The sequence below is a fragment of the Aliidiomarina minuta genome, assembly GCF_003987145.1.
In the GTDB taxonomy this organism is placed as follows: Bacteria; Pseudomonadota; Gammaproteobacteria; order Enterobacterales; family Alteromonadaceae; genus Aliidiomarina; species Aliidiomarina minuta.
Genome location: NZ_PIPL01000001.1, coordinates 525147 through 550978, shown reverse-complemented (window position 1 = coordinate 550978; position 25832 = coordinate 525147). Strand labels below are relative to the sequence as shown.

Sequence of the window (25832 nt, the reverse complement as noted above, 5' to 3'; positions counted from 1 at the left end):
ACCGGTAGCTAATTAACAGAGTGCTACTTTAACTAAATTCTAAGCAACAAAAAAGCGCAGCTTAACTGCGCTTTTCACTTTATAAACAAATAATTATCAAACCACCAGTAAATCCATAAATTTATGGACTGGCATTTGCTCCAGTGCCCTGCTATCCCTGCAGAGATCAAACAAATGATTACTGCGACGAAGGGTGAAGCGAGTTTGCAGTGCTTTCCTGAATTTTGCTTCAAGCACAGGAATACCCTCGTCCCGGCGTTTACGATGACCTATTGGATATTCAACCACTACTTTTTCTGTGGAACTGCCATCTTTAAAGAATATCTGAATAGCATTCGCAATAGAGCGCTTAGCCGGGTCATGATAGTCAGCGCTATAACTGTGATCTTCTACGACTTCCATCTTTTCCCTTAACTGATCAATGGCGGGGTTCGCCTGATGAAAGTCATCTTCATAATGTTCAGCCTGCAAATCACCGAGTAACAAAGGTACAGCCGTCATATATTGCAAGCAATGATCGCGATCTGCAGGGTTAGCCAATTCCCCATGTTTGGAAATAATACGAATGGCTGACTCGTGAGTGGTTAAGACTATTTTATCAATTTCATGTATCCGTTCTTTCACCTCTGGGTGTAAAGTGACAGCGGCTTCGCAGGCTGTCTGGGCGTGAAATTCGGCGGGGAAAGAAAGTTTAAATAAAATATTACGCATTACATAATGACCATAATCGCGCTGTAAACTGAATTGACGCTGAGATTCGTCTTTTAGTTTCTGGTCTTTGCAGGTTTTACTGAACAATACATCATAGAAGCCCCATTGGGGTGCTGTAAGAGCTCCGGGAATGCCCATCTCACCACGCATAGCAATATCAGCAAGACGCACAGCACGAGCCGTTGCATCGCCGGCGGCCCATGATTTACGAGAGCCTGCATTGGGTGCATGTCGGTAGGTGCGTAGCGATTGCCCATCCACCCAGGCGTGGGAAACAGCAGAAAGCATCTGCTCACGATCCGCTCCCATCAACCAGGATACCACCGCAGTCGACGCCACTTTTACCAGAACCACATGATCTAAACCAACCCGATTAAAGCTATTATCCAGCGCTAAAACTCCCTGAATTTCGTGGGCTTTAATCATTGCCTCAAGCACCGTTTTTAAGGGTATGGGCTGTTCCCCTCGGCTCACTCTGCGTTGTGAAATAAAATCAGTGATGGCGAGAATACCACCCAGATTATCAGATGGATGTCCCCATTCTGCGGCCAGCCAGGTGTCATTAAAGTCCAGCCAGCGAATAATGCTGCCGATGTCCCAGGCTGCTTTCTCGGGATCCAGGCGGAACTGCGTTCCCGGAACCCTGGACCCGTTTGGTACTATAGTGCCTTCTACTAAGGGTCCTAGATGTTTGGTGCATTCTGGGAACCGCAATGCAAGCAAGCCGCAACCCAAAGTGTCCATCAGACAATGGCGAGCGGTGGTCCATGCTTCTTCATTATCTATCTGGAAATCGCGCACGTAATCGACAATATCCTGAATAACACTGTCGTAATCAGGCCGTTGATTTAAATCAAAAGTTGTCATAACAAGATACCTCCTTAAGTGTAGGAAGTCTGGTCAAAAGAAAGCGTCTTAGCCAGTAAGGAAGAAAAAAATTCGCAATTTAGAGTTGCTGTTCTAAACTGCAGTTAAGGTATAGTTTCTCTCTGTAGGGTTAATCATGTCAGTTTAACCCTAGCAGGAATAGTTAGCGCACGGCTCATACCCTATGAGCCATTTCCCCCGCTCGGATTCCTTTTTGAGTCCGAGCTTTTTTTTATCTTTTAACCTGGTCGAACAGGCGATAAAAGTTAGCCCGGGTTTCTGCAGCGACCTCTGCTTTACTAATGCCTTTCAATTCAGCAACACATTCCGCCACGTGGCTTACGTAGGCTGGTTCATTCTCTTTACCGCGATGCGGTACCGGGGCAAGCCAGGGGGAATCTGTTTCTATCAGCAAATGCTCAAGAGGAATATTTTTAACGACTTCACGCAATGCTTTTGCATTCGCAAAGGTGACGATACCGGAAATGGAAATATAAAAACCTAGCTCAAGAGCTTGGTCCGCCATTTCCTGACTTTCAGTAAAGCAGTGCAAAACACCGCCACAACGCTCTGCATGCCCTTCTCGTAACATGCTTATCGTATCTTCCCGTGCATCCCTGGTGTGAATAATAAGGGGTTTATTAACCTTATTCGCCAGCTCGATATGTTTGCCGAAACTTTCCTGCTGACGCTGATGATGTTCTTTATCATAAAAATAGTCGAGACCGGTTTCCCCTACTGCCACCACGTCTGGACGTGCACAAATTTCTGCCAGAGCGTCATAATCAGGAAGGTTCTTAGCAATATAAAGAGGGTGCAATCCGCAGGACATACTAACTTCTGAAAAAGGTGCTATCTGCTCTTCCATAGCGGCAAAGTCCTCCAGAGTGACGCCCACGCATAACATGTGCTCAACGCCTTCCTGCCGTGCTTTGTCGATTACGGACTGCATGCCGTCAGTAGATGCCCGTTTAATTTTATCAAGGTGACAATGGGAATCAACGTACATTGAAAACTCCTAATTTGGTTTGCATGTCAGTGATAATTTGTTGCAATAACAGCTGCTGATTAAGGCCAGCCTGGGCTGTCAATCTTTGTCTGGTTGTGCGGATAAGTGTGGACCATTGCTGACAATGCTCGTTGAGTAAACCAGCTTCTTGCAAGTTCAGCAACTCCAGCAATCGGTTATGGGAGCCTAATTGAGGATTCAGCATATATTGCTGAGCACCACCACTAACCAACCATTGTAGGTCCCTTACCAGGTGCTCCAGTTCATTTAGCTGGCTAAGTGCCTGGCTTTCAGTTTTTGTTTTTGCAGGCGTTTTCCCTTCTAATACCACACGCCATAAGGTATCACCCTGTTCTGTATCTGACGTTAACTTCTGCAATGCAGACAGTGGTCTGCTTAGCCAGCTTTGTAACCAGGTTTCGGCGGCTACTGGTTGCTCAGTATAGGTCTGCAACCAGTCTGCCAACTCCTCCAGCCCCGGTCGTTGCACAGGATAAAATTGCAGCCGGCTGCGCAGTGTCGGCAATAACTGTGAAAAACGTGCGCTGGCAACAATAATGTAAGTGTTGGAAGGAGGTTCTTCTAAGGTTTTTAACAAGGCGTTTGCCGCTTGTGTGGTTAATTTTTCGGCAAAGGTTATTAAAGCTACTTTATTGCCGCCCTGGTTTGCAGAACTGGCTAGTTGAGTCTGAAGTTTACGCACTACGTCGACTCCCAGGCTCTTGTCCTCTTCTTCACCAAGACGATAAAAGTCGGGATGACTACCTGATTGCCACAACAAGCAACTTTTACAGGTACCACAGGCTTTCTTCAATTCCGGGTTGCGCCCGGCTTCTGTACACAAAAGCCATTGCGCAATTTGATCCAGTAACTTATCAGTGGCCAGCTCCGGCAGCCAGGGAATACCTATAGCGTGAGGTAACCTGTTGTGCTGCCGACTTTGCAGCAATTGCATCCAGGTACCACGTAGCCAGGGGAACTTCATGCCAGCCTGCCTTTATCCTGGTTCTGTAAATAATATTGTAAGGCTTTCTCTATTTGTGCCTGCACCTGGTCTAAAGGCTGACCTGCATCAATAGTCACAACGCCAGGTTCAGAGGCGGCTAATTCCAGGTAACGTTGGCGAGTACGCTGAAAGAAATCCAGCGTTTCTTTTTCGATACGGTCCAGTTCTCCCCTGCCTTGGGCTCGCTCTAACCCCAGTGCCGGGTCAACATCCAGGTAAAGCGTCAGGTCGGGACGAAAATCACCTAGTGTAATTTGGCGTATTTGCGCCAGTAATTGCGACCCCAATTCTCGCCCCCCGCCCTGATAAGCCTGCGACGACAAGTCATGACGATCCCCTATTACCCAGAGGCCCTGTTCCAGGGCTGGTTTAATCAGGTTTTCAACCAATTGAACCCGCGCTGCATACATCACCATTAGCTCTGCCTGCGGCGTTACCCGCTCTGCCCAGGATTCTTTAATCAGCTCACGTAGCGCTTCAGCCAGCGGGGTTCCACCAGGCTCGCGTACTTCTTTAAAAGACAGGTTCTGGTTTGTCAGAAAGGCCTTTACTGTGGCAACCGCGGTGCTTTTCCCAGCGCCTTCAAGGCCTTCAATGACTATAAAGTGACCTTTCATCAGTTCCTCTGATATTTATAAACGGCACGGTTATGTTCTTCCAGTGTTCGTGAGAAAACATGCTGACCATCGTTGCTACTGACAAAATAGAAGTATTCCGATGGTATCGGATTAAGAGTTGCTTTTATTGATTCATAACCAGGCATAGCTATAGGCGTGGGCGGTAAACCATTAATACGGTAAGTATTGTAAGGGGTGTACTGGTGAATGTCAGAACGATAAATCACGCCCCGATAGTCATCGCCCAGACCGTAAATGATAGTAGGATCAGACTGCAACCGCATACCGGTTATCAGACGATTTACAAATACCGATGCCACCAGGCCTCTTTCATGCGCAGCTCCGGTTTCTTTTTCAATGATAGAGGCCAGAATGAGCGCCTGATAAGGCGAACTGACAGGCAGGTTACTCTTACGGTTTTCCCATAGTTCGTTGAGATTAAGCTGCATACGTTGATAAGCCTGACGTATTAGCTGCAAATCGGAGGTGCCAGCAGTAAACTTATAGGTGTCCGGAAATAAAAGACCTTCAGGGCGATCATAAGGGGCATCTGGTGCCAGGATCTGAGTGATTTCAGCATCCGACTTGTCTTCCGTTTGGGTGCTGATATAAGGATGTTCAGAAAGCTGTCGACGCCAGTCACTAAATTGACTGCCTTCGACAAAAGTAATTCGGAAGTAATGTTGTTGACCTTGCAGAACACGTTGCCAAACTCTCTGTGCGCTGTCGGCAGGCTGAATAGCATAAACTCCTGCGCGCAGACTTCCGGCATCAAGAAATAAGCGAGCAGCAAGATAATTCAACTGGCTGTTCTCTATATAACCCTGCTCTTCCAGTAACTCGGCAAACTTACGTCCATGAGTGCCACGGGGAACCTCAAACAAAGCAGGCGCTAAGGCATCCGCTTCAGCCATAACTACCTTAGGTTGGGTGAACCACCAGTATAAACTGCCAACGGCAATCGCCAGCAATAACATGCCTGTCATTGCCAGCAATACCAGAAACTTCAGTACTTTCATCATTCTGGTTTTAAACCTCTTCTAATAGGGTGCGCCATTGCAAAGGATATGGCTGTTGCAGGGGTAACTCATAATCAGCCAGATGAGTAACAGGTACCAGACCTAGCAAAGCATTGCAGATAAAAGCCCGCTCAGCCTGATATAAACTTTGTAACGGATAATCCCCGATTGTAACTTCATTGTTCTGCAATAACTCGGCTCTCACCACTCCAGCAACGCCGGACAGGCGCAGTGACGGCGTAAACCATTGCCCACCTTGTTGCCAAAAGATATTTGCTACCGTAGTTTCGCACACCTTTTGCTTGCTATCCAATACCAAAAGGTCATCCGCAGCGCGTTGTTGCTGTTCTTTTTTCAGCAACACCTGTTCCAAACGGTTAAGTGTTTTTAAACCAGCCAGCATAGGTTGCTGACCCAATTGTTGCTCTGCAATTTGCAGACGAATTCCCTGCTTTCTCCAGTCTGCATAATGTGCGGGGATTTTCGTTGCCCGCACAATCCGGTTACCGGCAGGAAGCTCGGGGGGTGTATAACCGAAACCGCCAACCCCGCGGGTAAATGTGATGCGTACTGCGCACTCAGCATGCCGCTGAGCGACCTGACTAATTTCATTCAACAACACTTCAGGTTCAGCGGTTTCCAGGCCCAGGCGTTGACTGCATTCTGTTATACGAGCCAGATGTTGGGACCATAATTCAGGCTTACCCTGGCTGACACGGATGGTAGTGAAAAAGCCATCCCCGTATTGTAACCCACGATCCAGACAACTAATGTCTGTACCGGGTTGACCATTAAGCAGCAGTTCCGTCAATCCTGAGTACCTTTAGTGTCAATGTACTAAGCCCGGGTAAATAGTAACGAACCGTTTGTCCCGCCGAACCCGAAAGAATTACATAAGCTGACATCAAATGCCAGATCCCTTGCTGTATGCGGTACATAATCTAAATCACAGTCAACATCCGGATTATCAAGATTAATAGTTGGTGGTACCTTCTGATAGAGAAGCGATTGCACTGAGATAATAGCTTCTACAGCGCCGGCTGCGCCCAATAAATGACCAGTCATGGATTTAGTAGAACTCACCGGAATCTGGTAAGCATAGTCAGCAAAGACGCTTTTTATTGCCGCGGTTTCGGCGAGATCGCCGGCACCTGTAGAAGTACCATGAGCGTTAATATAACCGACCTGCTCAGGGTTTAAACCAGCATCATCTAATGCATTTTGCATTGAGGCAGCTGCCCCCCGGCCGTCAGCCGGCGGTAGTGTCATATGGTAGGCATCGGAGCTCATTCCAAAACCGGCCAGCTCGGCATAAATAGTGGCGCCACGTTGTTTAGCATGTTCATATTCCTCAAGCACCATAACCCCGGCACCGTCACCCAATACAAAACCATCGCGATCTTTGTCCCAGGGACGACTGGCCGCCTGCGGGTCATCGTTGCGGGTAGAAAGTGCCCGTGCGGCGTTAAAGCCGGCCATTCCCAGTGGCGTGGATGCTTTCTCAGCGCCACCAGCCAGCATCGCATCAGCGTCACCGTAAGCTATCATACGGGCCGCCTGGCCTATATTGTGAACACCTGTAGTGCAGGCAGTCACTATAGCCAGACTGGGGCCTGTGAGCCCAAAATGCATGGAAAGCTGGCCGGAGAGCATATTGGTAATAGAAGCAGGGATGAAAAAAGGAGATATCCGACGTGGTCCGCTGGATAGCAGTTTAGCATGGCTCTCTTCGATGCCTTGTATGCCACCGATACCAGAGCTGACCATAACCCCAAACCTGTGCCTGTTCTGATCAGTGATTTCTAGGCCAGAATCCTGCATGGCCTGTTGACCCGCTGCAAAACCGTACTGGATAAAAACATCCATTTTTTTTGTTTCTTTCACTGGCATATAGGCCGTGACATCAAAATCAGGCAGCATAGCGGCAAACTGAGTGTTATACGCGGAAGTATCAAAGTGGGTAATAGGTGCAGCTCCTGAGCGGCCATCTAATAAGCCAGACCAGGTGGTGGCCGCATCCAGACCTAAAGGCGTAACCATACCCATACCAGTTACCACTACGCGACGCTTTGCCATGATTCTTTCCTCAGCATTGAATTATAGACACAAAAAAAGGCGGAAATAGAATTCCGCCTTCCAGATCGCGACAGCTTAGTCTTCCGAATGAGCTGTTACATAATCGATAGCTGCCTGAACCGTGCGAATTTTTTCCGCTTCTTCATCAGGGATTTCGGTTTCGAACTCTTCTTCCAGTGCCATTACAAGCTCAACAGTGTCAAGTGAGTCAGCACCCAGGTCATTTTCAAAAGAAGCTTCTGGTTTCACTTCTTCTTCTTTAACGCCAAGTTGTTCGATGATGATTTTTTTTACGCGTTCTTCAAAATTGCTCATTGTAATCCCTCAATTAGGTATAGCTAGACTTGATTTGCGAGTAGTGTAGTAAATCGCAGCTCTATATAAAAGCAAAAATTTATCTTTCAGGACGAGGTCTTACCTCGTCCGTTTAGTATTTGGCCACTTTTTAGTGTTATACCATGCTCATGCCACCGTTTACATGAATGGTTTCACCAGTAATATAAGCCGCAGCTGGCGAAGCTAAAAACACAACGGCTGCCGCAATCTCTTCCGGTTTTCCTAAACGTGCTGCAGGTATACCGCTAAAAATGCTCTCTTTTTGCTCATCCGTCAAGGACTGGGTCATATCTGTATCAATAAAACCTGGTGCAACAGCGTTTACAGTAATGTTCCGCGCAGCAATTTCTTTAGCCAATGATTTGGTAAACCCAATCAGACCTGCTTTTGCTGCACAATAATTTGCCTGTCCAGGATTACCCGTAGTGCCAACTACAGAACCTATATTAATAATGCGACCGTTACGTTTCTTCATCATGCCACGCATTACAGCTTTACTGGTACGGAAAACTGAAGTCAGATTAGTATCCAGTACATCGTTCCATTCGTCATCTTTCATTCGCATCAACAGGTTATCTTTAGTGATACCGGCATTATTCACCAGAATATCAATGCCACCCTGCTCTTTTTGAATATCGGCTATGACTTCTGCCACTGAGTCAGCGTCAGTGACATTTAATACCATCCCACGGCCTTTATCACCCAGATAGCTGGCAATCGCCTGTGCGCCTTTCTCGCTGGTCGCTGTTCCGACTACGAAAGCGCCCTGGGCAACGAGTTGCTCAGCAACGGCACGGCCAATACCACGACTGGCACCTGTGACTAATGCTACCTGATCTGTTAATGAGAATGTCATTTAGTGCTCCTGCAAAAATTTCTGAACGGCAGCGGCGTCACCAATAGCCTCTGCCTGAATGGATTTATCAATGCGTTTGGTCAGACCGGTTAATACTTTACCTGGACCCAGTTCATATAAATGAGTAACGCCCTGCTTCGCTATGTACTCGATCGTCTGAGTCCATAATACCGGCGAATAAAGTTGTTGTACCAACGCTTTAGCAATACTGTCACCGGTTGCCTGAGTAACATCTACATTATGTAATACTGGTAGCAGCGGTTGCTTAATGCTTACCTGAGTAAGCTCTTTCTCCAGTTCAATTGCAGCAGGCTTCATTAAAGCACAGTGAGAAGGTACGCTCACAGGCAAAGGTAATACGCGTTTTGCACCGGCAGCTTTACAGGCCTCTGAAGCGCGTTCTACGGCAGCTTTCTGTCCCGCTATAACAACCTGGCCTGGAGAATTATAATTGACCGGCGCTACTATCTCGTCACCTGCCGCTTCAGCACAGGCTTTTTCAATAGCTTCATCCGCCAGGCCAATGACAGCAGCCATAGCGCCACTTCCTTCAGGCACTGCATTTTGCATCGCCTGCCCACGCTTTTGTACAAGTTGTAACGCCTGCGTAAAAGGTAAAGCACCGGCACATACCAGAGCGGAATATTCGCCCAGACTATGACCTGCCATGATGACAGGTTTAGTGACGCTATCCTGCAGGCAGCGATACACAGCGACACTTGCCGCCAATAATGCAGGCTGAGTATATTCTGTTTGATTTAATTTATTATCAGGGTTGTTCTGTACCAGATCCCAGAGATCGTAACCCAATGCTTCAGACGCTTCTGCAAAGGTCGCTTCAACCTGGCTGAATTGACTTGCCATATCAGCAAGCATTCCAGTGCTCTGTGAACCTTGTCCGGGAAAAATGAAGGCAAACTTTTCTGCCATGCAAACCTCTTTTATTCTTAGTTAATAAATGACCAGCGCGGAGCCCCAGGCAAACCCGCCGCCAAAGGCTTCTAATAATAACCGTTGACCACGTTGAATGCGACCATCGCGAACGGCAATATCTAAAGCAACAGGCACTGAAGCTGCCGAGGTATTGCCGGTATACTCAAGGGTCATGACGACCCGATCCATCGACATGTTCAGTTTTCTGGCCGTCGCTTCTATAATGCGCTGATTAGCCTGATGCGGCACCAACCAGTCGAGCTGGTCCTGTTGCAAGTCATTATGCTGTAAGGTTTCAGTAACCAATTGACTCAGTTTTTTGACAGCGACCTTGAAAACTTCACTGCCTTTCATATAAAGCCAGGCCTCCTGACTTACAGAAGGAACATGTCCGCTGCCCAATAGACTGGCAAACTCACCAGCACTATGCAGGTGAGTAGACTGGATTCCAGGCTCTTTATCCGCACTTAACACTATAGCCCCTGCCCCGTCCCCGAACAGCACTATAGTGTTACGGTCATCAGGATTACATAACCGGGCCAGGACATCAGAGCCAACCACCAGAATATGTTGCGCCTGATTATTACGAATATATTGGTCTGCAATGCTCATCGCAAACATAAAGCCGGCGCAGGCAGCGCCAACGTCAAAAGCAGGGATGTCAGTGACACCGAGTTGATGCTGCAATTCGCAAGCGGCACTGGGAAACGCATGTTCAGCGGATGTGGTGGCTACCACTATCATATCCAGGTCAGTGCTGGTTAAACCAGCGGCCTCCAGGGCCTGACGCGACGCATGTGTTGCCATGCTGACCACATTTTCATCCGGACCAGCAATACGCCGCTCTCTGATACCGGTGCGTTCGCGAATCCATGCATCAGAGGTATCAACTCGCTGTTCCAGTTCCAGATTGGTTAGACGTGCTTGGGGCAGGTAATGACCTGTGCCAGAAATTCGTGCGTACATAGCACCTCAAATCGGGTTTACTAAGATGGATTTACCGGAGTTCCAGTAAAGCCGCTTCAATCCGATCATGAATTTGCTCGGGCAAGCTGACCTCTGCCTCACGAATAGCATGCTGGATAGCACTGAAATAGGCGTTTGCAGAGGCGTTACCATGGCTTTTCATGACCACTCCCCGCAATCCTAACAGACTTGCCCCATTATACTGGTCGGGGTTCAGCCAATCCCAGGACTTTCGGTAGCGTTTGAAAAGTAGCTTGACCAGCCATTTGCTCATAGTGTGGCCGCTGAAGCTCTGTTTTAAATTGGCATATAAGAGTTCGGCAAGGCCTTCGCAGCTTTTCAGTGCGATATTACCAGTGAAACCATCGCATACAATCACATCGGCTTTACCGGAAAATAAATCACTACCCTCAACAAAACCTATATATTCAACGTGAGGTGAGGCTTTTAGCAACAATGCGGCATGGCGCACGATATCGTTGCCTTTCATTTCTTCTGTGCCCATGTTTAATAAGGCAACACGAGGTTTTTTCACGGCATTAATATGCTGTGCCATGACTGATCCCATAATACCAAACTGGCACAGAGTTTCTGCGTCGCAACTGGGGTTTGCCCCGAGATCCAGTAACAGGCCCTGGCTACCATTTTGTTGTGGTAACGAAGCAACTAGTGCTGGCCGCATAACGCCTGGTAAGGTTTTTAGTGTCAGGTATGCCATCGCCATTAACGCACCGGTGTTACCCGCACTGACACAGGCCTGAGCGCTGCCATTATGCACCAAATCCAATGCAACACGCATTGAGGAATCAGGTTTAGCGCGCACAACGGCACTAGGTTTGTCAGTCATAGCGACAACCTGAGTCGATTTTTGCAGACTTACCCTTGCTGATTTCTGAATCTGAGGATGTTGTTGTAGAAGCGTATTTAACTTTGCTTCATCACCAACCAAAATGAAATGGACACGAGGAAATGAAGACAGCGCCCTTGCGAGCGCTGTCACCACGATGTCAGGGCCTTGATCGCCCCCCATCGCATCTAACGCAATGGTTAGTTCAGTCATTCGCCACTTACTTAGCGATAACCTGTTTGCCTTTATAATAGCCATCAGCAGTCACATGGTGACGACGATGCGTTTCACCAGAGGTTGAATCCACCGACAGTGTAGGCCCGTTCAGCGCGTCATGCGAACGACGCATACCACGTCTTGAACGTGCTTTTTTGCTTTTTTGTACAGCCATTTACCCTATCTCCTAACTATTTACTTACGTTTTAAATCCTGCAACGCCGCGAATGGATTCGGTTTTTCTTCCGCTTCCGAAAGTTCACCAAAAACCATGGCGTCACGATCAACCTCACAATCTTCAGCAGCATGCTTAGCTACGATAGGCATAGCCAGAAGAAGTTCATCTTCGACCACCTCGTGCAACATTACCTCGCCTAATTCAGTCAGCTCGACCGGCTCGTAAGCCTCTGGAATGTTTTCTTCCTTTTGACGACGCGTTAACGGCGCATAATGGAATTCGCATTTCAGCTCAAGCTGCATAGGTTTGTTGCAACGCTGACAGATAACCTCTATCGCAGCTTCCGCATGACCCGCAAAGAAACTCGTATGTTGCTCGTCAACATCGAAGCGCAGGGATACCTGAATATCCTGCAGCTCGTTGACTATAACGTCCCCTAAGCGATGCAGCCCAGCACCAGGAACAACTCCCTCGTAACTCAACTGCTTATTGGCGCTCTTAACGGGGTCTACCGATACCGGTATTCTCACCTTTTGCATAGCGCCCGGATAATATAGCCTGAACGCCCGTTAGTCAAAGGAAATTGCTGTTTAAGCCATGCTTTTATGGCAGAATTTGCCTTCCTGACTAAAAATCAATGCATAAGTAAGGATTCTTAAGATGTCTGACAGCTACCCTTTGCCGCTGGTACTCGGCTCCAGCTCCCCTTATCGTAAGCAACTGCTGGAAAAACTTGGACTTTCTTTTACTGCGGTATCACCAGATATTGATGAAACCCACTCCCCGGGGGAAACTCCAAAGCAACTGGTGGCACGACTCGCCGCGGCTAAAGCCAGAAAAGTGGCTAAGGAACACAAACAGCATATTATAATTGGCTCTGATCAGATCGCTGTATTAGAAAATGAACAAATACTGGGTAAGCCCGGTAGTGTTGAGAAAGCGATTGAGCAGCTGACCGCCTGCAATGGCCAGGTCGTTACCTTTTTTACCGGACTTAGTGTACTTAACAGTGAAAACGGTAAAATAGAGACGCTGGTTGAGCCCTTCGAAGTTGGCTTTCGACAGCTCACTGCGGCGGAAATTAAAAGTTACGTAGAAAAGGAGCAACCTTTAAATTGTGCGGGTAGCTTCAAGAGCGAAGGTTTGGGCATTAGTTTATTTGCATTTATGCACGGTGACGATCCTAATAGCCTTATCGGACTTCCTTTGATCAGACTACTCGAACTACTCCGTCACCAGGGCATCAGTCCCCTGTAACCACAGGGGGAGTTCCGTAATCGCATTAATCAGGTGGCGCGGCGCCGCTGCCTGCAAGCGCTGTGCATCATGCACCCCATAGGTTACGCCAAGACTGTCAACGCCAGCATTGGCTGCCATATTCAAGTCATGAATAGAATCGCCAATCATAAGTGCGCGTTCTGCTTTTACCTGGGTTAACTCCAATATCTCCCGGAGCATCGCTGGATCAGGCTTAGAGGGCACCTCCTGAGCACATCTGGAAGCACTAAAATAATGCCCGGTATTCGTTGCTAACCAGGCTCGTTCTAAACCGGGCCTGGCTTTCCCTGTGGCTACTGCAAGTTGATAACCTTGCGCTTTGAGGCTTTGCAATACCGTCTCAGCACCTGCAAATAAAGGGCTGGGTGTGGTGTCTTTTTCCACATAAAAATCACGATACACCGCTATTATTTGTTGTTGCTCCTGCTCTTCGTGACAATCAAAAAGCATTTGTACAGCCACCGGCAGGCTCAAACCTACAATATCGTGAATCTCAGCCATGCTGGGGATCTTTAGCCGACAAGCCGCTGCTGTAGATTGTAATGAGGAAACAATACGGGGAATAGAATCCATAACAGTTCCATCCCAGTCGAAAATAATCAGATCATAACGCATATTATACCCTGGCTGACTTATACCTTGGTTAACTTCTGCAGAACCAACTGCAACGATTCTTCTAGTGGTGCTTCTACAGTCATCCACTGATCATTTTTAGGATGATAAAAGCTCAAGGTCTCAGCATGTAAAAACAGGCGCTGCAACCCTTGCTTTCGCATAGCATTGGAAAACTCCATATCACCGTATTTTTCGTCTTGGGCAATTGGGTGGCCTGCCGCTAAAGTATGCACTCGGATTTGGTGAGTACGCCCGGTAACCGGGCTGGCTTGCACTAAGGTGCCTTCAGCAAAACGCTGACGTATTTTAAAGCGCGTTTCTGAAGCTTTGCCCTCACTGTCTACCCGCACTATACGTTCACCACTTTGCAAAACCTGCTTTTTCAGCGGCGCTGTTACCGAACGATTAAGCTTTGACCACTCACCTTTTACCAGTGCCAGGTAGACCTTTTTCATTTGTTTTTCGCGCAACTGCGTATTCAAGTGGCGTAACACAGAGCGCTTTTTAGCCACCAGCAAACAGCCCGACGTTTCGCGGTCCAGTCTGTGTACCAGCTCCAGAGTTTCCTTTTCGCGCAGACTGCGTAACGCTTCAATTACACCGAAACTAATTCCAGAACCGCCATGAACGGCCATCCCAGCTGGTTTATTGACTACCAGTAAATCGTCATCTTCATACAGAATCATGGCGCTTAACTGATTGACCTGGCCCAGATTCGGGTTGGGTAGATCGCTTGGTGGTGCTACGCGAACTGGTGGCACTCTGACCAGGTCCCCGCCCTGCAGTTTGTAATCGGGTTTGATGCGTTTTTTATTTACGCGCACCTCTCCCTTACGCAAAATGCGATAAATCATGCTCTTAGGTACACCCTTTAACTGGGTGCGCAAGAAGTTGTCAATTCGCTGGCCGGCTGCATCATCACTGATATCTAGCCAACGTACGCCGTGCTGAGTATCTTTCATGGCGCGCATTCTAGTAAATCCTGCTTGTCAAAGCCAGCTAAAGAATGCGACAATACGACATTGGAATGAGGCGCCGGTGAGAACCTCGTCAGCATACGGCCTTTACAAAAGCCGAGATGTTGATGCGTCAGGTCCAGCACACAGCAATGAAGAGCGTACTTGTTCATCGCTGTAAAGCCACCAGGTGTCACTCCATTTTTATTTTTAGATTAGACCATGAGCAACAGCATCAACACGGCGTAACGCGTGTGTCGGCTTGGTAAAAAATTTTCACTACACGTTTAAAACGGGTAGTTACGTATAAAGCAGCGAATAAAATCGATTTAGAGCCTTATACGGGTAGTTGATTAAGCAAAAAGCAAGCAAGCTCGTTATGAAATAATACATCCCGAACCGCTGTGTTTTAACAGTCAGTTCGGTGTCGTTTGATGTTGTGGCTATTTTCTTTACTTTATAAAGAGTCACAATTTATGAAAAGAATGTTAATAAATGCAACGCAGCAGGAAGAACTCCGTGTTGCGTTAGTAGACGGCCAGAAATTATATGACCTGGACATCGAAAGTCCCGGTCACGAACAAAAAAAATCAAATATCTACAAAGGCAAAATCACCCGTGTTGAACCTAGTCTTGAAGCGGCTTTTGTTGACTACGGTGCTGACCGTCACGGTTTCTTACCTTTAAAAGAGATTGCCCGCACCTACTTCCCTTCTAACTATAAGTTTGATGGTCGACCTAACATCAAAGATGTGGTTAAAGAAGGCCAGCAAGTTATTGTCCAGGTAGATAAAGAAGAACGTGGACAAAAAGGCGCAGCCCTTACTACCTTTATTTCATTAGCGGGAAGTTACCTGGTACTGATGCCGAACAACCCTCGTGCAGGTGGTATTTCACGTCGTATTGAAGGCGAAGAGCGCTCCCAGTTAAAAGACGCTTTATCAACTCTGGAACTGCCAGATGGTATGGGTCTGATTGTACGTACGGCTGGTGTCGGTAAATCTGCGGAAGAACTTGGCTGGGATTTGAAAGTATTGCTACACCATTGGCAGGCTATTGAAGAAGCTGCCCAGGCGCGCCCTGCTCCTTTCCTGATTCATCAGGAAAGTAATGTTATTTTTCGTGCTATACGAGACTACCTGCGTCGTGATATCGGTGAGATCCTGATTGATGACGAGGCTATATTTGAGCGTGCAAAAGAGCATATCAATCTGGTTCGCCCTGATTTTTTACAGCGGGTTAAGCTATACCAGGGCGATATCCCACTGTTTAACCATTATCAGATAGAATCGCAAATTGAGTCCGCTTTCCAACGCGAAGTTCGTTTACCTTCTGGCGGTTCAGTGTCAATTGACCCTACTGAAGCTTTAACTTCAATCGATATTAACTCAGCGAAAGCGACTAAGGGTGGTGATATTGAGGAAACTGCACTCAATACTAACTTAGAAGCCGCTGATGAGATTGCGCGCCAGTTGCGCTTGCGTGATGTTGGTGGCCTTATTGTTATTGATTTTATTGATATGACTCCACCACGTCATCAGCGTGAAGTTGAAAATCGTATAAAAGAAGCTTTAAAACAGGATCGGGCGCGTATTCAAACCGCACGTATTTCTCGCTTCGGCCTGATGGAAATGTCACGCCAGCGTCTGCGCCCTTCTTTAGGCGAGTCATCCAATCATGTGTGCCCACGTTGTAACGGTCAGGGTACTATTCGCAGCAATGAGTCCCTGGCGTTATCTATTCTCCGTCTGATAGAAGAAGAAGCGCTGAAAGATAATACCGCTCAAATCAATGCACAGGTGCCAATTGAAGTTGCCACTTATCTGTTGAACGAAAAACGCAGTGCGGTACGCGAAGTTGAAGTTCGTCATAAAGTACGTGTTTTGGTAATTCCAAATCCAAACCTGGAAACTCCTCATTTTGACGTTGAGCGTTTGCGCGACGATGAAATGGAAGAGAATCAAAGCGTTACTCTTATTCAGCAGACAGAAGCCCGTGGCATTGTAATTAATCCACAAAAAGATCGAGTGATTGACGAGCCGGCACTGAAGACTTTAGTGGCGCCTGAAGCCCCTGCTCCAAAGGCAAAAGCGGCGGTAGCAACTAAATCAGATAGTGTCTCAGTGTGGAGTAAGTTTGCGCTGTGGCTGAAGTCTCTTTTTGCAGAAGATGCTGAAGACAAAGAGAAGCAACAAAAGTCAGCAGCATCTGAAAAACAAGCTCGAGAGGAACAGACGGCAAACCGCAATAATCAACGCCGTAGTAATCAGCGTCGAGGCGGTCAAAACCGGAATCGTAACGCTAATAAACCACGTCAATCTGCAGCCGAAGAGCCTCAAGAAGAGCAAAAACCTAAGGCTGATACCACAGAACGTAGTGAAGAACGCAGCAACGAAAACCGTAACCGTCGTAATCGTCGCCGTAAACCAGCAGACTCAGCTCAGGATAACAAAACAGCGGCACCACCTCAGGAGGCTCAGAAGGAGCAGACTGAGCAGCTGAAAGAACGCCGCAAGCGTCGCAATCTTGATAAATCAGTGCGTGCTGGCAGTAAGATAAAGCAGCCAGAAATCAAACCTGAAGAAGCAGAAAAAGCTGAACAGCAAACTCAGGCAACGGAAGCGGTCGCAGAAGATAATAAAGCGCCGCAACAGCGTGATCGTCGCTCCCCTCGCCACCAGCGAGCAGCCGGACAGCGCCGTAAACAGGAACAGGCACAATCAGAGAACGCTTCTGAAGAAAGTGCAGCAGCTCCGGCTGAAGCGCCTAAACCTGAAGCGCCTAAGCCTGAAGCACCTAAGCCTGAAGCACCTAAGGCTGAAGAACCTAAAGCTGAAGAGCCTAAAGCTGAAGAGCCTAAGGCTGAAGCACCTAAAGCTGAAGCACCTAAAGCTGAAGAACCTAAAGCTGAAGAACCTAAGGCTGAAGCACCTAAAGCTGAAGAGCCTAAGGCTGAAGAGCCTAAGTCTGAAGCACCTAAAGCTGAAGAGCCTAAAGCTGAAGAGCCTAAGTCTGAAGCACCTAAAGCTGAAGAACCTAAAGCTGAAAGCATAAGCCAGGCAGAAGTAAAGACTAGCGAAGCGCCAACAGTTATGGATAGCGAAAAAGCTAAAACAGCAGGACCCGCTAAAAAGAATAATGGCAGTGGCCGCGCAAAAGCTACAATGGCTAAGGCAAGTGCCAGTCCAGCTCAGGATTTGGGCTCAGCCTTAAAGCCGGCGGATCAAAGTAGCCGTGCTAAAGTCGAATCGTCAAAGCAGGCTGCGACTATGGCTCAGGCTAAGAACCGCAGTACAGCCCAGGCTCACCGTTGCAGTGTTGACAACGATGCCTCCTGAGCCAAACCGCTAGCATAAAAAAAGCCAGGCAATGCCTGGCTTTTTTGTGTCCTTTTATGACTTAGTCACAATACAATGCGATCCTGATTATTTTCTAATACACGAATACCCAGGCCCCGCACTTCCAGCAATTGCTCCATGTCAGTAAAGCGGCCAAGTTTTTCGCGTAACTCGATAATGGCTTTCGCTCTTGCCATACCCACCCCCTGCAATCCTTTCGCTAATTGCTCCGCACTAGCCTGATTAATGTTGACAGTGGCTGCCTGCTCGGCCTGGTTGCCTGTCTGAACGCTTTCAGCCATTAACGGAGTCGCAAAAACAAGGGGCGATAATAATGATGCGAACATCAGTGTTTTACGTAACATAAATTATCCTTAATTAAGTAAGCTGCCGTCCTGACAGCTTTTTTAGTATAGCTTCGCTTGCTATACCGGCATCTTAATTACGCAATTGCTGATTGATCTCACGGAGTAAAGAAACTGAATCCTGTGCCTCACGTATAGGGCGGCCCATAACCAGATAGTCGGCACCGGCGTGCATAGCTTCTATTGGTGTCATAACTCGCTTCTGGTCGTTGATAGCGCTACCTGGAGGGCGAATACCTGGGGTTACCAATAAAAATTCTTTACCCAGTGCCTCGCGTAGCAGAGCGGCTTCCTTAGCTGAGCAGACAACGCCGTCCAGGCCACTCTCTCTGGCCATACGAGCCAGTGTTAAAACCTGGGCAGGTAAAGGTTTATCGATGCCCAGTTTCTGCAGTTCCTGCTCTGACATACTGGTCAATACGGTAACCGCTATTAATAGTGGCGCTTTATCACCATAAGACTGTAGTGCTTCAACCGCTGCTTTTAACATTTCTTCGCCGCCACTGGCATGCACATTAACCATCCACACGCCCAAATCAGCAGCCGCTTTTACTGCTTTTGCCACTGTCGCAGGAATATCATGAAACTTAAGATCCAAAAACACTTCAAAGCCGCGCTTATGTAAGGCCCTGATTAGCTCAGGTCCTGCTTGAGTAAAGAGTTCTTTGCCAACCTTAACTCTACACTCGTCAGCATCCAGCTTATCGACAAATGCCAGTGCTTCATCAGCACTGGCGAAATCTAAAGCAACAATAATTTTTTTCATTTTTTATTCCCCGTCTAAGCCTTTGGTTGGCTTGATCGTTGCCCATGCTTTACAGGACGGACAGTGCCAGTATAAAGTTTGCCCTGAAAATCCGCAGTGCCTGCAATGGTAGTGGGCATTGCGCTTTAGCCGTTCTGCTACCATATTACGTAGCATAATTAAGCTGTCCCTTGCTTTCCCTTCATCCGCTGTTCTGATATGTAAGTCAATTAATTTATGGAAACCTTTAGTCGTCGGGTTCTCAGCCAGCGCACGAGTCATAAATCGCTCCGCTTCTTCGACGTCATTTTGCTCAGCGACCAGTTCCGCTAGCATGACCATGACACTGGCGCTTGGATATGACTGCATACACTCATGCAGGAAGCTGACCAGGCTGGTGCGCTCCTTCAGAGCAAGGTAGCTGTCACGGATAAGCGGCAACGCTTCCGGCAGAAAGTCGGCATCCTGATCTTTAATCTTCAATAAAAAATCCAGTGCCTGACGATAACTTCCCTGCCCCATCCACCAACGACTGAGAGCGAGACTGGCGCGTACACAGTTACGGTCATGTTTTAGCGCTTTCTGATAATATTTAAGGGCTGCTTCCGGATCTTCCTGCACATCAGCCAGCTCACAATAGAATTGCGCGATGGTTGCTTCCACCCGGCGATCCGAACGAGCTATTTTAAGCGCCATTTTAATAGCTTTATGCCACTCATGAGTGGACTCGTAAATAGTCAGTAAGTTATAGAGACTGTCGTTCTTGAATTTATTTTGCTGCTGCAAATCAAGAAACATTTTTTCCGCCCGGTCATATAGACCCGCTGACAAATAGTCTTCACCCAGTTCAAATAAGGCCAGGTGACGGTCATGTTCAGATAAAGATGGGCGTGAAATAAGATTCTGATGAATGCGTATAGCGCGTTCTACTTCACCACGGCGGCGAAATAATTTGCCCAGGGCCCAGTGGGTATCCAGAGTTTCGCTATCGACATCAAGGATGTCTACAAAGAGATCAACTGCTTTATCGCTTTGATCGGAAAGTAAAAGATTAATGCCAGTTACGTACTTTTGGGAGAATTGTTCCTGTTCACGACGCTGTTCAGCACGCACACTATTGCGGCCCATAAACCAGCCATATGCAGCAGCAACAGGTAAGAGCAGGAAGAGCAATTCTATCATCAGGACTGACCTTTAGCGTTTCAGCTTATTCAGCTCTTTACGTAGACGACGATTGCGTACCCGCAAACGCCAGTAACTGAGCGACAGACTAAGGGTACCAAAGAAAAATCCTATTCCCAGAAACAGAGCCAGCAGGCTGGCCACTGTCATTTCTTTCTGTGCCACAATAAAGTGAACAGGAACTGAACTCTTGTTATAGGCACCAAAGGCCATTGCCAGAATGAACAGAAATACAAGCGGCAACAGGATAAATAAGACTCGCCACATAGGCTTCCTTCGCTATGCATGTTAAAAAAAAGGCATGCCATTATAGCATGCCTTGTTTATAAACCTATATTCACGCGTTCTTGCCGACGTTTACACGGTCTCTTAGTGCTTTACCAGGTTTAAAGTGAGGAACGTATTTGCCTTCCAACTGAACTTTATCGCCAGTCTTCGGGTTACGTCCCAAACGGGCTTCCCGGTAATGCAGGGAAAAACTTCCAAAGCCCCTTACTTCAACGCGGTCCCCAGAGGCTAAAGAATGAATCAACGATTCAAGTATTTCTTTAACTCCGCTTTCCACCTGTTTCGGGCTTAAGTGTGGCTGCTTATCAGCAAGTTGTTCGATCAGCTCTGATTTGGTCATAACAGATCCTTAATGCCAAACATGGAATTGTCATGTTCAACCATGCCTGCAGCCACCCTTAGTGCTAAGAAGATTTTAATCTTCTTTAGCCGCCTTGAACGCTTCTGCCATCGCACTCGAGAATGCGTTGTCATCCTGCTGTTGATTGACGCTTTCTACCGCTGCTTTTTCGTCAGCTTCGTCTTTCGCCTTGATTGAAAGGCTCAGAACACGGTTTTTGCGGTCAATACCCATGAAGCGAGCTTCAACAGGTTCACCAGCTTTCAGAACTTCACTTGCGTCTTCGATACGGTCACGTGAGATGTCTGCTACACGGATGTAACCTTCAACACCTTCAGCTAACTCTACGGTTGCACCCTTAGCGTCAACTTCAGTGATGGTTCCGTTAACAATAGCACCCTTCTTGGTAGCTGTCAGATAGTTGTTAACCGGATCTTCAGAAATTTGCTTAACGCCCAGTGAGATACGCTCACGTTCTGCGTCAACCTGAAGAACCACTGCTTCAACTTCTTCACCTTTCTTGTATTCACGCACAGCTTCTTCGCCAGCGTTATTCCAGGAAATGTCAGACAGATGAACCAAACCGTCAATGCCGCCGTCCAGACCGATAAAGATACCAAAGTCAGTAATTGACTTGATCTTACCGCTAACTTTGTCACCTTTCTGGAATGACTTAGCAAACTCTTCCCAAGGGTTAGGTTTACATTGTTTCAGACCAAGCGAGATACGACGACGTTCTTCATCAATTTCCAGAACCATAACTTCAACGCTATCATCCAGGTTTACAACCTTAGACGGGTGTACGTTTTTGTTAGTCCAGTCCATTTCTGAAACGTGTACCAGACCTTCAACGCCTTCTTCGATTTCAACGAAGCAACCATAGTCAGTCAGATTAGTTACACGACCGGTCAGGCGAGCGCCTTCTGGGTAACGTGTAGCGATGTCGCTCCACGGATCTTCACCCAGCTGCTTCAGACCTAAGGATACGCGTGTACGCTCACGATCGAACTTCAATACTTTACAGTTTATCTCATCACCAACATTTACAATTTCACTTGGATGCTTAACACGCTTCCAGGCCATGTCAGTAATGTGCAGAAGACCGTCAACACCACCTAAATCTACGAATGCACCGTAGTCAGTCAGGTTTTTAACGATACCAGCAACTTCCTGGCCTTCCTGCAGGTTTTCAAGCAGCTCTTCACGCTCTGCACTGTTCTCTTTTTCGATAACAGCACGGCGAGAAACCACAACGTTATTACGTTTCTGGTCCAGCTTGATAACTTTAAATTCTAAATCTTTGCCTTCCAGGTGCGCAGTATCGCGAACTGGACGAACATCTACCAGAGAGCCTGGTAAGAAAGCACGAACACCGTTTAATTCAACAGTGAAACCGCCTTTCACTTTACCGTTAATAACACCAATAACGGTTTCTTCTTTCTCGTAAGCTTCTTCAAGCTGCAGCCAGGCTTCATAACGCTTAGCTTTTTCACGAGAAAGGATAGTTTCGCCGAAACCATCTTCAACTGCGTCCAGTGCTACATCGACAATGTCACCGACTTCAACTTCAAGGTTACCATTCGCGTCCATAAACTGATCGGCGGGAATAGCACTTTCAGATTTAAGTCCTGCGTCAACTAAAACCAGATCTTTCTGGATGCCAACGATGGTTCCTTTAACGATTGAACCTGGACGGGTTTCGACTTCCTGTAAACTCTCTTCAAAGAGTTGGGCAAAATTTTCAGTCATAGATTTGATTACTTAAGTTAAGTTACATCCATTGACATACCTGTCGAATGGGGTTGTGAATGATTATCAGCACACTCCGTCGCACCGACCGTGAAAACTGCCGTAACAGCAATTTCAGAATACATACCGGGTTAACCCGCGTTACGATGAAAGCCTGTCATGGGCGTATTGCAGCACCTTATCAAGCACCTGTTCAACAGACATTGAACTGGAATCCAGCATAAGCGAATCCTCCGCTGCCTTTAAAGGGGCCGCAGAGCGATTCATATCCCGCTCGTCACGCTCACGAATTTCTGTGACGAGTTGCTCCATATTAGCATCCATGCCTTTCTCTTGCAATTGCTGAAAACGGCGCCGGGCACGTTCTTCAGCACTTGCCGTCAGGAATATCTTGGCTTCAGCATTAGGAAAGACCACTGTACCCATGTCACGACCATCTGCAACCAGCCCGGGAAGATCCCGAAAAGCTCGCTGGCGACGCAGTAAGGCTTCGCGAACACGAGGCAGTGCTGCAATTTTAGAGGCTTGATTACCCACCTGTTCAGTGCGAATAGCCATGGTCACATCCTCACCTTCAAGTATTACATGGGTCAGCCCCGTGTCCTCGTTAGCGACAAATTTCACATCCAGATCAGTAGCCAACGCCACCAGGCTTTCTTCATCTTCGGGACTGAATTCGTGATGCAATGAAGCGACTGCAAGTACGCGATAGATAGCGCCACTATCCAACAGGTGCCAACTTAACTTTTCCGCCAGTAAACGGCTGATTGTACCTTTCCCTGAACCGCTCGGACCGTCGATAGTAATTACGGGTACGTTAGCAGACATAAAATCCTCATTTATTTCGGAATACAGAAAAGGGCTTTAGAAAAGCCCTTTTCTTAAAATTCGATTGAAAGCGCCGTAATTATACGGCCTTTGTTAGAAAATGCCATTTTACTGCTTAGTTATGGCAAATAGCTGAGAAGTCCTGAAAGAATTCAGGGTAAGTTTTATCACAGCACTGAGCGTCTTCTATTTCCACACCAGCTGGAGCGAAAGTGAGCAAAGAAAAGCACATCGCCATGCGGTGATCGTTATAGGTGGCTACCCGGGCACGTTGAATAACCGCTGGAGGTACAATACGCAGGCCGTCGTCATACTCAGTAACTTCTGCTCCGGTCTTGCGCAGTTCAGTGGCCATAGCGTGTAAGCGGTCAGTTTCTTTTAGTCGCCAGTTGTAGACATTGCGGATTTCTGTTGGCCCCTTAGCGAACAAAGCCGTAGTAGCAATAGTCATAGCAGCATCGGGGATCGCATTAAGGTCGAAGTGGCCACCTTGTAGTTCGCCGCGGCTGACACTGATATGGTTTTGCCCCCACGCTACCTGAGCGCCCATTTGCTCAAGTATTTCAGCAAAGGCTTTATCGCCCTGCAGACTCGCTAAACCTGTGCCTTTTACGGTAACAGTGCCGCCAGCAATGGCGCCTGCGGCTAAAAAATAGGATGCCGAAGATGCATCCCCTTCCACCACAAATTCACCCGGACTTTGATAACTGCTTTTCCCCGGTACGATAAAATGGCGAGTGTCGACTTGCTGAACCTGAATACCGAACCGGGACATTAAATCCAGAGTCAATTGAATATAAGGTAAAGAAACCAAGTCACCGGTTAGTTCTACCACGGTATCCTCATTCGCAAGTGGCAGAGCCATCAGCAAAGCGCTGACAAACTGGCTGGAAAGGCTGCCATCAATACTTACGCGTCCGCCCTGCAGACTGGCTCCATGAATGAGTAAAGGCGGATAGCCAGCTTCCTGCAGGTAATTTATATCAGCACCTAACAACCGTAAAGCATCGACCAGAGGCCCTATCGGGCGCTCGTACATGCGCTCTTCACCAGTCAACCGGAATATTCCCTGACTGGCAGCAAGCGCAGCTGTCAGTGGCCGCATAGCGGTTCCTGCATTGCCCAGGAATAACTCAGCGCTGTCAGCGATGGAGAAGCCCCCTGCCCGGCCCTGTATGCGAACTTCAAGACCCTGCGCATTATGTTGCTCAGTGTAATTGACACCCAGCTTACGCAAAGCATTGCGCATATGCCGGGTATCGTCACTGTCCAGCACCGATTGCAGAATAGTTTCTCCCTGCGCCATGGCAGCCAGCAGCAACGCACGATTGGCAATGCTTTTGGAGCCGGGCAGATTGACAGAGCCCTCTGCCCGGGACTGATATTCCAAAGCCAGTATTGCGCTCACGCCAGAATTTTCTCCATCGCATGACAGAAGGCATCGTTTTCATCAGCCAGACCAATACTAACGCGCAAATGATTGGGTAATTCATAACCAGCTACCGGACGCACAATAACGCCCATCTCGAGCAGTTTTTGATAAATAGCGCCGGCTTCAGGTCCAACTTCAATGGTCAGAAAGTTGCCATGTGAAGGTATATAAGTTAATCCGTGACGATCGCAAAAATCGATAAGCTGACGCATGCCTGCACTATTAACTTCTATCGACTCCGCCAGAAATTTTTCATCTTCCAGAGCAGTCAACGCGGCTGTCAGTGCCAGATGATTCATATTAAAAGGCTGCCGGATACGGTTCATCAGGTCTGCAACCTGCGGATGAGAAACAGCAAAACCTGCACGTAAACCGGCTAAACCATAAGCTTTGGAAAAGGTACGGCTGACCACCAGGTTAGGGAATCGTGTTATCCATTGCATAGAAGGAGCACGCTCGGCGGCGGGTACGTACTCATAATAGGCTTCATCCAGAACCACCAGTACCTGGTTGGGAATTTTCTGTAGAAAAGCTTCGAGCTCAGCGCTGCTAAGAAAAGTTCCGGTTGGATTATTTGGGTTGGCGATGAAAATCATGCGGGTTTTATCGGTTACCGCAGCCGCCATGGCATCCAGATCATGACCGTAGTCACGTGCAGGTACAGCAACCGGGGTGGCTCCAATAGCTTTAGTTACCAGCGGATACACCACAAAAGCATGCTGCGAGAAGATAACTTCATGCTGTGGCTGCACATAAGTACGGGCCAGTAATTCAAGCACATCATTAGAACCATTACCCAAAGTAATTTGATCCGCATTGACGGCAAATTTCTCAGCTAATGACTGTTTCAGGTAGAAACCATTGGCATCCGGGTAACGGGCCAGTCCTTTCACCGCAACGTTCAATGCGGCCTGCACCAGGGGGCTCACACCGAGGGGGTTTTCATTGGAAGCCAGCTTCACGATGCCACTCAAACCAAGCTCCCGTTCCAGCTCTTCAATAGGCTTGCCAGCCTGATAAGGTTGTAGTTCACGAATACCTGGCAAGGCCAGTTCAGCGGCATTAAAAGTTGTTGTCAT

The 25832-nt window shown here is 47.7% G+C and carries 27 protein-coding genes; 2 read left to right on the top strand and 25 right to left on the bottom strand.

The genetic code is table 11. From position 1 onward, the window contains the following. Window positions 1–96 precede the first annotated feature (96 nt). From CWE09_RS02660 to yceD, 14 genes are all read right to left on the bottom strand, one after another. Entirely contained in the window at window positions 97–1578 is a 1482-nt protein-coding gene (locus CWE09_RS02660; protein WP_126802421.1) for a bifunctional 2-methylcitrate dehydratase/aconitate hydratase, read from the bottom strand. A 232-nt stretch (window positions 1579–1810) separates the two neighbouring features. Continuing rightward, window positions 1811–2587, bottom strand: a complete 777-nt coding sequence (locus CWE09_RS02655; protein ID WP_126802416.1) for a TatD family hydrolase — start codon at window positions 2585–2587, stop codon at window positions 1811–1813. Then, window positions 2577–3572 carry a DNA polymerase III subunit delta' gene (locus tag CWE09_RS02650; protein ID WP_126802414.1) on the bottom strand — a complete coding sequence of 332 codons (996 nt, stop codon included), beginning with the start codon at window positions 3570–3572 and terminating at the stop codon, window positions 2577–2579. Before CWE09_RS02650 ends, CWE09_RS02655 begins: the two co-directional genes overlap by 11 nt. After that, window positions 3569–4210: a dTMP kinase gene (tmk, locus tag CWE09_RS02645; protein ID WP_126802413.1), complete on the bottom strand. Its 642-nt coding sequence runs from the start codon at window positions 4208–4210 to the stop codon at window positions 3569–3571. Before tmk ends, CWE09_RS02650 begins: the two co-directional genes overlap by 4 nt. Further along, window positions 4210–5232, bottom strand: a complete 1023-nt coding sequence (mltG, locus tag CWE09_RS02640; protein WP_126802411.1) for an endolytic transglycosylase MltG — start codon at window positions 5230–5232, stop codon at window positions 4210–4212. Before mltG ends, tmk begins: the two co-directional genes overlap by 1 nt. A gap of 7 nt (window positions 5233–5239) precedes the next feature. Continuing rightward, window positions 5240–6040: an aminodeoxychorismate lyase gene (pabC, locus tag CWE09_RS02635; RefSeq protein WP_126802409.1), complete on the bottom strand. Its 801-nt coding sequence runs from the start codon at window positions 6038–6040 to the stop codon at window positions 5240–5242. A gap of 26 nt (window positions 6041–6066) precedes the next feature. Beyond that, a complete protein-coding gene (gene fabF, locus CWE09_RS02630) occupies window positions 6067–7305 on the bottom strand; it encodes a beta-ketoacyl-ACP synthase II (protein WP_126802408.1) in 1239 nt (412 codons plus the stop codon). 75 nt (window positions 7306–7380) lie between these two features. After that, window positions 7381–7620, bottom strand: a complete 240-nt coding sequence (acpP, locus tag CWE09_RS02625) for an acyl carrier protein (RefSeq protein ID WP_126802406.1) — start codon at window positions 7618–7620, stop codon at window positions 7381–7383. 136 nt (window positions 7621–7756) lie between these two features. Further along, entirely contained in the window at window positions 7757–8497 is a 741-nt protein-coding gene (gene fabG / locus CWE09_RS02620) for a 3-oxoacyl-ACP reductase FabG (RefSeq protein ID WP_126802404.1), read from the bottom strand. Next, window positions 8498–9427, bottom strand: a complete 930-nt coding sequence (gene fabD / locus CWE09_RS02615) for an ACP S-malonyltransferase (RefSeq protein WP_126802402.1) — start codon at window positions 9425–9427, stop codon at window positions 8498–8500. It lies immediately after the preceding gene. 21 nt (window positions 9428–9448) lie between these two features. Beyond that, the gene (locus tag CWE09_RS02610; protein WP_126802401.1) at window positions 9449–10396 is read right to left on the bottom strand and encodes a beta-ketoacyl-ACP synthase III; all 948 of its coding nucleotides are present in this window, start codon (window positions 10394–10396) and stop codon (window positions 9449–9451) included. Between the two features lie 31 nt (window positions 10397–10427). Beyond that, window positions 10428–11456: a phosphate acyltransferase PlsX gene (gene plsX / locus CWE09_RS02605; protein WP_126802399.1), complete on the bottom strand. Its 1029-nt coding sequence runs from the start codon at window positions 11454–11456 to the stop codon at window positions 10428–10430. 7 nt (window positions 11457–11463) lie between these two features. After that, window positions 11464–11634 (bottom strand): 50S ribosomal protein L32, encoded by a 171-nt coding sequence (rpmF, locus tag CWE09_RS02600; RefSeq protein ID WP_126802397.1) that lies wholly within the window; start codon window positions 11632–11634, stop codon window positions 11464–11466. A 20-nt stretch (window positions 11635–11654) separates the two neighbouring features. Beyond that, window positions 11655–12176 carry a 23S rRNA accumulation protein YceD gene (gene yceD / locus CWE09_RS02595; protein ID WP_126802396.1) on the bottom strand — a complete coding sequence of 174 codons (522 nt, stop codon included), beginning with the start codon at window positions 12174–12176 and terminating at the stop codon, window positions 11655–11657. A gap of 121 nt (window positions 12177–12297) precedes the next feature. Here yceD and CWE09_RS02590 point away from each other — a divergent pair, with 121 nt between their 5' ends. Continuing rightward, window positions 12298–12894 carry a Maf family protein gene (locus tag CWE09_RS02590; RefSeq protein ID WP_126802395.1) on the top strand — a complete coding sequence of 199 codons (597 nt, stop codon included), beginning with the start codon at window positions 12298–12300 and terminating at the stop codon, window positions 12892–12894. Here CWE09_RS02590 and CWE09_RS02585 read toward each other — a convergent pair. Then, window positions 12862–13530: an HAD family hydrolase gene (locus CWE09_RS02585; protein ID WP_126802394.1), complete on the bottom strand. Its 669-nt coding sequence runs from the start codon at window positions 13528–13530 to the stop codon at window positions 12862–12864. The two genes, CWE09_RS02590 and CWE09_RS02585, sit on opposite strands and share 33 nt — an antisense overlap. Window positions 13531–13547: 17 nt before the next feature. Further along, window positions 13548–14492 (bottom strand): 23S rRNA pseudouridine(955/2504/2580) synthase RluC, encoded by a 945-nt coding sequence (rluC, locus tag CWE09_RS02580; RefSeq protein ID WP_126803894.1) that lies wholly within the window; start codon window positions 14490–14492, stop codon window positions 13548–13550. A 470-nt stretch (window positions 14493–14962) separates the two neighbouring features. Between rluC and rne the strand changes: the two genes are divergently transcribed. Beyond that, window positions 14963–17824, top strand: coding sequence for a ribonuclease E (gene rne, locus CWE09_RS02575; RefSeq protein WP_126802392.1), 2862 nt, complete (start codon window positions 14963–14965; stop codon window positions 17822–17824). Between the two features lie 65 nt (window positions 17825–17889). Here rne and CWE09_RS02570 read toward each other — a convergent pair whose 3' ends face one another. The 9 genes from CWE09_RS02570 to hisC all read right to left on the bottom strand — a co-directional run bounded on the left by CWE09_RS02570 (window position 17890) and on the right by hisC (window position 25832). After that, window positions 17890–18189 (bottom strand): ComEA family DNA-binding protein, encoded by a 300-nt coding sequence (locus CWE09_RS02570; protein ID WP_241974291.1) that lies wholly within the window; start codon window positions 18187–18189, stop codon window positions 17890–17892. Window positions 18190–18262: 73 nt separating this feature from the next. Then, window positions 18263–18955, bottom strand: a complete 693-nt coding sequence (gene pyrF / locus CWE09_RS02565) for an orotidine-5'-phosphate decarboxylase (protein ID WP_126802390.1) — start codon at window positions 18953–18955, stop codon at window positions 18263–18265. Between the two features lie 3 nt (window positions 18956–18958). Further along, window positions 18959–20116, bottom strand: a complete 1158-nt coding sequence (gene lapB, locus CWE09_RS02560; RefSeq protein ID WP_126802388.1) for a lipopolysaccharide assembly protein LapB — start codon at window positions 20114–20116, stop codon at window positions 18959–18961. Window positions 20117–20128: 12 nt separating this feature from the next. Further along, complete coding sequence (locus tag CWE09_RS02555; protein WP_126802386.1) at window positions 20129–20383, bottom strand: lipopolysaccharide assembly protein LapA domain-containing protein; 255 nt, start codon at window positions 20381–20383, stop codon at window positions 20129–20131. A gap of 70 nt (window positions 20384–20453) precedes the next feature. Then, entirely contained in the window at window positions 20454–20744 is a 291-nt protein-coding gene (ihfB, locus tag CWE09_RS02550; protein ID WP_126802385.1) for an integration host factor subunit beta, read from the bottom strand. Window positions 20745–20819: 75 nt separating this feature from the next. Next, window positions 20820–22493 carry a 30S ribosomal protein S1 gene (gene rpsA, locus CWE09_RS02545; RefSeq protein WP_126802383.1) on the bottom strand — a complete coding sequence of 558 codons (1674 nt, stop codon included), beginning with the start codon at window positions 22491–22493 and terminating at the stop codon, window positions 20820–20822. A 141-nt stretch (window positions 22494–22634) separates the two neighbouring features. After that, window positions 22635–23321 carry a (d)CMP kinase gene (gene cmk, locus CWE09_RS02540; protein WP_126802382.1) on the bottom strand — a complete coding sequence of 229 codons (687 nt, stop codon included), beginning with the start codon at window positions 23319–23321 and terminating at the stop codon, window positions 22635–22637. A gap of 115 nt (window positions 23322–23436) precedes the next feature. Beyond that, entirely contained in the window at window positions 23437–24729 is a 1293-nt protein-coding gene (gene aroA, locus CWE09_RS02535) for a 3-phosphoshikimate 1-carboxyvinyltransferase (protein ID WP_241974290.1), read from the bottom strand. After that, window positions 24726–25832, bottom strand: coding sequence for a histidinol-phosphate transaminase (gene hisC, locus CWE09_RS02530; protein WP_126802381.1), 1107 nt, complete (start codon window positions 25830–25832; stop codon window positions 24726–24728). Before hisC ends, aroA begins: the two co-directional genes overlap by 4 nt.

Coding starts and splice junctions, on each gene's coding strand:
- tmk (WP_126802413.1), bottom strand. CDS start 4,210: ATGAAAGGTCACTTTATAGTCATTGAAGGCCTTGAAGGCGCTGGGAAA.
- CWE09_RS02555 (WP_126802386.1), bottom strand. CDS start 20,383: ATGTGGCGAGTCTTATTTATCCTGTTGCCGCTTGTATTTCTGTTCATT.
- fabF (WP_126802408.1), bottom strand. CDS start 7,305: ATGGCAAAGCGTCGCGTAGTGGTAACTGGTATGGGTATGGTTACGCCT.
- CWE09_RS02655 (WP_126802416.1), bottom strand. CDS start 2,587: ATGTACGTTGATTCCCATTGTCACCTTGATAAAATTAAACGGGCATCT.
- CWE09_RS02660 (WP_126802421.1), bottom strand. CDS start 1,578: ATGACAACTTTTGATTTAAATCAACGGCCTGATTACGACAGTGTTATT.
- rne (WP_126802392.1), top strand. CDS start 14,963: ATGAAAAGAATGTTAATAAATGCAACGCAGCAGGAAGAACTCCGTGTT.
- acpP (WP_126802406.1), bottom strand. CDS start 7,620: ATGAGCAATTTTGAAGAACGCGTAAAAAAAATCATCATCGAACAACTT.
- CWE09_RS02570 (WP_241974291.1), bottom strand. CDS start 18,189: ATGTTACGTAAAACACTGATGTTCGCATCATTATTATCGCCCCTTGTT.
- lapB (WP_126802388.1), bottom strand. CDS start 20,116: ATGATAGAATTGCTCTTCCTGCTCTTACCTGTTGCTGCTGCATATGGC.
- plsX (WP_126802399.1), bottom strand. CDS start 11,456: ATGACTGAACTAACCATTGCGTTAGATGCGATGGGGGGCGATCAAGGC.
- pyrF (WP_126802390.1), bottom strand. CDS start 18,955: ATGAAAAAAATTATTGTTGCTTTAGATTTCGCCAGTGCTGATGAAGCA.
- fabG (WP_126802404.1), bottom strand. CDS start 8,497: ATGACATTCTCATTAACAGATCAGGTAGCATTAGTCACAGGTGCCAGT.
- rpmF (WP_126802397.1), bottom strand. CDS start 11,634: ATGGCTGTACAAAAAAGCAAAAAAGCACGTTCAAGACGTGGTATGCGT.
- fabD (WP_126802402.1), bottom strand. CDS start 9,427: ATGGCAGAAAAGTTTGCCTTCATTTTTCCCGGACAAGGTTCACAGAGC.
- CWE09_RS02610 (WP_126802401.1), bottom strand. CDS start 10,396: ATGTACGCACGAATTTCTGGCACAGGTCATTACCTGCCCCAAGCACGT.
- ihfB (WP_126802385.1), bottom strand. CDS start 20,744: ATGACCAAATCAGAGCTGATCGAACAACTTGCTGATAAGCAGCCACAC.
- mltG (WP_126802411.1), bottom strand. CDS start 5,232: ATGATGAAAGTACTGAAGTTTCTGGTATTGCTGGCAATGACAGGCATG.
- hisC (WP_126802381.1), bottom strand. CDS start 25,832: ATGACAACAACTTTTAATGCCGCTGAACTGGCCTTGCCAGGTATTCGT.
- yceD (WP_126802396.1), bottom strand. CDS start 12,176: ATGCAAAAGGTGAGAATACCGGTATCGGTAGACCCCGTTAAGAGCGCC.
- rpsA (WP_126802383.1), bottom strand. CDS start 22,493: ATGACTGAAAATTTTGCCCAACTCTTTGAAGAGAGTTTACAGGAAGTC.
- cmk (WP_126802382.1), bottom strand. CDS start 23,321: ATGTCTGCTAACGTACCCGTAATTACTATCGACGGTCCGAGCGGTTCA.
- CWE09_RS02590 (WP_126802395.1), top strand. CDS start 12,298: ATGTCTGACAGCTACCCTTTGCCGCTGGTACTCGGCTCCAGCTCCCCT.
- rluC (WP_126803894.1), bottom strand. CDS start 14,492: ATGAAAGATACTCAGCACGGCGTACGTTGGCTAGATATCAGTGATGAT.
- CWE09_RS02650 (WP_126802414.1), bottom strand. CDS start 3,572: ATGAAGTTCCCCTGGCTACGTGGTACCTGGATGCAATTGCTGCAAAGT.
- CWE09_RS02585 (WP_126802394.1), bottom strand. CDS start 13,530: ATGCGTTATGATCTGATTATTTTCGACTGGGATGGAACTGTTATGGAT.